The organism is Mesorhizobium sp. M7A.F.Ca.CA.003.01.2.1, assembly GCF_003998945.1.
In the GTDB taxonomy this organism is placed as follows: Bacteria; Pseudomonadota; Alphaproteobacteria; order Rhizobiales; family Rhizobiaceae; genus Mesorhizobium; species Mesorhizobium ciceri.
The window spans coordinates 1-6,188 of sequence record NZ_RZRA01000255.1; the positions used below are offsets into that span (position 1 = coordinate 1).

The window sequence follows — 6,188 nt, forward strand, 5'->3', positions numbered from 1 at the left end:
TTCCAGTAGTATTCCAGCCGACATGCCCTGCCCCGAGTCAACGCCGGCCCAAAGCCGACGAGCGCAGATTGTCGAGCAGCACGGCCAGCAGCAAAATAACGCCGCGCACGATGTACTGGTAAAAGGCCGGGATGTTGAGCAGGTTCATGGCGTTCTCGGCGATGCCCATGATCAGCACGCCGACGATGACGCCCGACATGGTGGCGCGGCCGCCGGCAAGCGAGACGCCGCCGAGCACGCAGGCCGAGATGACCGAGAGTTCCAGTCCGACCGCCGCGTTGGGCTGGCCCGAGGTGATGCGCGACGCCAGCAGGATGCCGGCGATGCCGCAGACGACGCCTTGCAGCGCAAAAATCCAGATGCGCGTCCGGTCGACATTGACGCCGGCAAGGCGCGAAGCCTCCGGATTGCCGCCGATGGCCAATGTGTTCTTGCCGAAGACGGTGCGGTTGAGGACGAAGCCGAAGATGAAAAACAGGATGGCGAGCACCCAGACCGGCGTCGGAATGCCGAGCAGTTTGGACAGCGCGAGCTGGTAGAAATCCGGGCTGTTGATGCCGACGGCGCGGCCGTCGGACGCAATCAGCGCAAACCCGCGCACGATCTGCATGGTGGCCAGCGTCGTGATCAGCGCGTTGATGCGGAATTTGGCGATGACGACGCCATTGATGAAGCCGACGAAGGCGCCGCTGGCAATTGCCGCCAAGAGGCCAAGCAGGATCGAGCCGGTGTAATTCGACGCCATCACAGCGACCATGCCGGCAAAGGCGACGATGGAGCCGACCGACAGGTCGAAGTCGCGTGCGGCAAGGCAGAACATCATGGTGCAGGCGACGATACCGACGGTGACCACCGACTGCAGCAGGCCGAGCATATTGCGGTCGGTGAGGAAATTCGGCACCAGAGCCGAGACCAGCGCGAAGGCGACGACAAAGATGACGACGAGGCCCTGTTCGCCGAGCAGGATTTTTTTCAACTGGTCGGTCATGCCAAAAGTCCTCAAGATGCGATCGCGTCGGGGGTTTTCTGATCGGGGAGAGCGGCGGCCAGGATCGCCCTTTCGGCGAACTGGTCGCGGGTGAGCTCGGCGCTGACGCGGCCGCCGCACATCACCAGAATGCGATCGCAGATGCCCATCACCTCCGGCAGTTCGGACGAGACGACAACGATCGCCATGCCGTCCTGCGCAAGCTGGTAGAGCAGTTCATAGATTTCCGATTTGGCACCGACGTCGATGCCGCGCGTCGGCTCGTCGACAATGAGAACCCGCACCCCTTGTTCGGACAGCCAGCGGCCAAGAATGACCTTCTGCTGGTTGCCGCCGGAGAGGTTGATGATGTCCTGCTTGCGCGACGGCGTGCGCACCTTGAGCTTCTTGATGAAGGTTTCGGCGGTGGCGATCTCGCTGGCGCGGTTCAACACGCCGAAGCGCGTGTGATGGCGCCGCGACGAGATGTTGATGTTCTCCTCGACCGAGCGGCCCTGGATGATGCCGTCATGCTTGCGATCCTCCGAACACAGCACGATGCCGGCCCGGATCGTACCACGCGGATCGGTGGCAGGGACCAGCTTGCCATCGACGGTGATGGTGCCGCCCGAGCGCGGATCGGCGCCATAGACCAGACGCATCAGTTCCGAGCGCCCGGCGCCGATCAGGCCGAAGAAGCCGACGATCTCGCCTGCCCTCGCCTCGAAACTGGCCGGCGTCTTCAGTTTGGGGCCGCTGAGAGCGTCGACCTTCAGGCGGACATCGCCCGTTTTTCGTGCGCGAAAACCCCAGATATCCGAAATCTCGCGGCCGACCATTTCGGCGACGACCTGGTCGCGGGTGACGCCTTTCAGCGACGCATGGTGCGCCGCCAGCTTGCCGTCGCGCAGCACGGTCAGGCTGTCGCAGAGCCGGAACACTTCGTCGAGCCTGTGCGAGACGTAGATGATGACCTTGCCCTCGCCGCGCAGGCGGTCGATCAGGGCAAACAGGATTTCGCTTTCGCGCGAGGACAGCGACGAGGTCGGTTCGTCCAGCGCGATAACGCGTGCGTCGAGCATGATCGCCTTGGCGATCTCGACCATCTGGCGTTCGCCGATGGACAGCGTCTTGACCTTGCGGCGCATGTCGATGTCGATGCCGGCCGATTTCAGCTTGGCGCCGACGTCGTCCAGCATCCGGCGGCCGGCGATGATGCCGGCGTTGGCAGGGAAACGACCGAGGCTGAGATTTTCGGCAACGGTGAGTTCAGGAACCAGCTGCAGTTCCTGATGAATGACGATGACGCCATTGTCGAAGGCATCCCGGGTCGACGTATAGGCCTGAACCCTGCCGTCGATGCGGATCTCGCCCTGATCGGCATGCTGGTCGCCGGACAGTATCTTGATCAGGGTGGATTTGCCGGCGCCGTTCTCGCCCATCAGCCCATGCACGGCGCCTTTGTCGACGCCGAACGAGACGTCCGACAGCGCTTTGACGCCCGGATAGGTCTTGGTGATGTGCGAGAAGTCGAGAAAGGACACGGGCAGCGATCCTCTTGTGGAATGGCAAACAGGCGGCGGGATGAGCCGCCGCCTGTTTGTACAGGGAGGATTATTCGATGCCGAGGCCCTGGCGGACCTTCTGGTAGTCGTCGCGCTTGGCGAGTGCACCGGAAGTCAGGATCAGCTTCTCCGGCTCCTTGTTGCTGGCAACCCAGTCATACATGTTGAGCGCCGTTTCGTAGCCATGACGCTTCGGCGAGATGATCACGGTGCCGACGAAGCCGGTGGCCGTCGGCTTCTTGAACTCGTTGATCGCCGAATCCGCGCCGCCAATGCCAACGCCGATCACGCTATCAGCGGGGATGCCGACGCTTTCGGAGGCACGCACCGCACCCAGCACCGCTTCGTCGTTGAGGCCGAAAGAAACCCACTTCTTGATCTCGGCATGGGCGTTGAGCACGACGGTCGCCGCATTGAGGGCAGCTTCCGTATCGGTCTTGGCCTGAGGGGCGTCAAAAATGTTCTCGGCCTTGAAGCCGTTTGCCTTGAGCACCGAGATGGCGCCTTCGACGCGGTCGACGGCGGTCGGCAGTTGGTCATAGGAGACGCGGATGGCGCCGACCTCGTCGGCCTTCCAGCCGCGCGCCTTCATCTCGTCGACGATCGCCTGGCCGACCGCCTCGCCGATCTTGGTTGCCGAGATGCCCATATGCGGCACGTCTTCCAGCGCCTTGCCGTCGGCGCCGACCAGGCGGTCATCGACAGTCATCAGCTTGAGATTGTTGGCGGCGGCCTTGGCGACGATGCCGGGGCCGAGCTTCACGTCGGGCGTGCAGACGATGAAACCCTGCGCGCCCTGGGCGCCGAGATTGTCGATGGCCGACATCAGCTTCTCACCGTCTTCGGCGCCGATCTTGACCAGGGTAAAGCCCTTTTCCTTGGCGGCCTGATCAGCAAACTTCCATTCGTCCTGGAACCACGGCTCCTCGGGCTGTTTGACGATGAAGCCGATCTTGGTGTCCTGAGCATATGCAGCGATGGTCGTGACGGACAGCACGGCAAGCGCGCCCGCGACGAGCGCGGTCTTCAAAAGTCGCATGATTACCTCCCAGCGATAGACCGGGCGCTCAGCCCGGATGCCGGAGTCTCTAATCGCTTTTATCATACTCGTCAATTGATCTGGTATGATAATTAATGTACATGCTCTGACCAGCGATCGCTGGCGCAATTGATCCGCATCCGTTAAGGCCGGACCGGTTGTGCGAAACCAGCGGTTCGCCGCCTTGGAGGAGGGCTGAGGTGACCGGGACTTTGAAGAAACCGCAAGGCGACACAGCCACTCGCCGCCCGCGCGTTATGCCCGACGTGACCAAGGCGATTGCCTCGGACATCTTTTCCGGGCGCTATCCGGCCGGCTCCTCACTGCCGACCGAAAACGAGCTCGGCGTCGAATACAGCGTCAGCCGCACCGTCATCCGTGAGGCCCTGAAAGTGTTGGCGGCAAAAGGGCTGGTGCTGTCGCGGCCACGCGTCGGCACGATCGTCTGCAACGAGGACGACTGGAACATCATCGACCCGCAGGTGCTGGCCTGGCACGCGCCGCATGCACTGGACGACAAGCTCTTCGACGCCATTCTTGAGACTCGCCGGGCCATCGAGCCGCTGGTTGCCGAACTCGCCGCCACGCGCGCGACGCTGCAGGAAATCGCCGATCTCGAAGCCACCTGGCGCGGCATGGCCGGCGCCGGCGAGGATCTCGCCGCCTTCTCGCGCAGTGACATCGCTTTCCACCAGATCGTCTATGCCGCGAGCCATAACCCGATCTTTCGCCAGATCGGCAATCTCATCGACACCGGGCTGAAATTCTCGCTGGAGGCGACGGCGGTGATTTCGCTCGACCGGCGCATGGAGGCCGTGGCGGCGCACCGCGAGGTGGTCGAGGCGCTGCGTATGCGCAATGCCGATGCCGCGCGTGGCGCGGCAAACAAGATCCTCGACCTCGCGGCGCGCGACCTCGTCAGCGCCAAGAAACTCAAGAGCAACTGAGACTGCGCATGAAAATCATCTCGCTCACCACCTACATCGTTCCGCCGCGCTGGCTGTTCCTGAAGATCGAAACCGATGCCGGCGTCACCGGCTGGGGCGAGCCGGTGGTCGAAGGCCGGGCGCTGACCGTCGAGGCGGCGGTCAAGGAGCTTGGCGATTATCTCATCGGCAAGGATCCGCGCCTGATCGAGGACCACTGGACGGTGATGCACCGCGGCGGTTTCTACCGCGGCGGCCCGATCCTGATGAGCGCCATTGCCGGCATCGACCAGGCACTGTGGGACATCAAGGGCAAGGCGCTCGGCGTGCCCGTGCACGAACTGCTCGGCGGCAAGCTGCGCGACTCGATCAAGGTCTATTCCTGGATCGGCGGCGACCGCCCGGCGGAGGTCGCGGCCGGCGCCAGGGAAATGGTTGCGCGCGGTTTCCTGGCGCTCAAGATGAACGGTACCGAAGAACTGCAGATCGTCGACAGCCATGACAAGATCGACGCCGCTGTCGAACGCGTCGCCATGGTGCGCGAGGCCGTCGGGCCCAACATCGGCATCGCTGTCGATTTTCATGGCCGCGTGCACCGGCCGATGGCGCGTGCGCTCGTCAAGGAACTCGAACCCTATAGGCTGATGTTCATCGAGGAGCCGGTGCTCAGCGAAAACCGCGAGGCGCTGAAGGAGATCGCCGCGCTTGGCTCGACACCGATCGCGCTCGGAGAGCGGCTCTATAGCCGCTGGGACTTCAAGTCCGTGTTCGAGGAAGGCGTCGTCGACATCATCCAGCCCGACCTGTCGCATGCCGGCGGCATCACAGAATGCCGCAAGATCGCGGCGATGGCGGAAGCCTATGATGTCGCGGTCGCGCCGCATTGCCCGCTCGGGCCGATCGCGCTTGCCGCGTGCCTGCAGCTCGACGCGGTCAGCTACAACTGCTTCATCCAGGAGCAGAGCCTCGGCATCCACTACAACGCCGCCAACGACCTGCTCGACTATGCCGCCAACAAGGATGTCTTCCGCTACGAGGATGGTTATGTCGCCATTCCCGACGGCCCGGGCCTGGGTGTCGAGATCGACGAGGATTATGTCAAGGAACGCGCCAGGGAAGGCCACCGCTGGCGCAACCCGATCTGGCGCCACAAGGACGGTTCCTTCGCCGAGTGGTGATCCGGGCTGGCTTTCAGACTTCAAGCACTCCAGGAATAATGAAGACTTTGTCCGGCGAGCAGTTGCTCTCGAGAAATGGCTCGTTCGTTCGGTTTGATCGAGGGGCTTTCAGCGGCGTTGTCAAATTGACCATCAAACGCAGATGACCGCAGTGCGGCACATTCATCGGCTGCGAATTGCAGAGGGACTGTTTGGTGGAGCCAATCGGGATCGAACCGACGACCTCTTGAATGCCATTCAAGCGCTCTCCCAACTGAGCTATGGCCCCACTTCCGGCAGTCAACCGGCGCCGTTTCCGGCGAAGAGATCCGGCGCGGGTTGGAGACCGCGCCGTTAGTGCAGGCGGCTTCTAACCCCGCCTTTCTCAGATATCAAGCCTTCGAGAGCCGCTTTTTCTTCACAGACCACGAAAGCCCGCAAACGCCCGCTTTCAAGGCCGATCAGACCTCGTCGTCGTCGTCGCCAACGCCGATCATGTCGGCAACGTCGTCGTCTTCTTCCTCTTCGTCGGCG

The 6,188-nt window shown here is 62.9% G+C and carries 6 protein-coding genes and 1 tRNA gene; 3 read left to right on the forward strand and 4 right to left on the reverse strand.

The window, feature by feature from the left end; genetic code table 11:
* Nucleotides 1-37: 37 nt before the first annotated feature.
* From araH to EN969_RS12855, 3 genes are all read right to left on the reverse strand, one after another.
* A complete protein-coding gene (gene araH / locus EN969_RS12845; RefSeq protein WP_063169847.1) occupies nucleotides 38-988 on the reverse strand; it encodes an L-arabinose ABC transporter permease AraH in 951 nt (316 codons plus the stop codon).
* 11 nt (nucleotides 989-999) lie between these two features.
* Nucleotides 1,000-2,511 carry an L-arabinose ABC transporter ATP-binding protein AraG gene (gene araG / locus EN969_RS12850; protein WP_027164219.1) on the reverse strand — a complete coding sequence of 504 codons (1,512 nt, stop codon included), beginning with the start codon at nucleotides 2,509-2,511 and terminating at the stop codon, nucleotides 1,000-1,002.
* 70 nt (nucleotides 2,512-2,581) lie between these two features.
* Nucleotides 2,582-3,571 (reverse strand): arabinose ABC transporter substrate-binding protein, encoded by a 990-nt coding sequence (locus tag EN969_RS12855; RefSeq protein WP_024501894.1) that lies wholly within the window; start codon nucleotides 3,569-3,571, stop codon nucleotides 2,582-2,584.
* 257 nt (nucleotides 3,572-3,828) lie between these two features.
* Between EN969_RS12855 and EN969_RS12860 the strand changes: the two genes are divergently transcribed.
* Both EN969_RS12860 and dgoD read left to right on the forward strand, forming a co-directional pair.
* Nucleotides 3,829-4,518 (forward strand): FadR/GntR family transcriptional regulator, encoded by a 690-nt coding sequence (locus tag EN969_RS12860; protein WP_050596413.1) that lies wholly within the window; start codon nucleotides 3,829-3,831, stop codon nucleotides 4,516-4,518.
* Nucleotides 4,519-4,526: 8 nt separating this feature from the next.
* Nucleotides 4,527-5,675: a galactonate dehydratase gene (dgoD, locus tag EN969_RS12865; RefSeq protein ID WP_024501895.1), complete on the forward strand. Its 1,149-nt coding sequence runs from the start codon at nucleotides 4,527-4,529 to the stop codon at nucleotides 5,673-5,675.
* Between the two features lie 192 nt (nucleotides 5,676-5,867).
* Here dgoD and EN969_RS12870 read toward each other — a convergent pair.
* Nucleotides 5,868-5,943, reverse strand: a tRNA-Ala gene (locus tag EN969_RS12870).
* A 50-nt stretch (nucleotides 5,944-5,993) separates the two neighbouring features.
* Here EN969_RS12870 and EN969_RS35530 point away from each other — a divergent pair.
* Nucleotides 5,994-6,188: hypothetical protein (locus EN969_RS35530; RefSeq protein WP_206525152.1), on the forward strand; the 195-nt coding region annotated here is incomplete at its 3' end.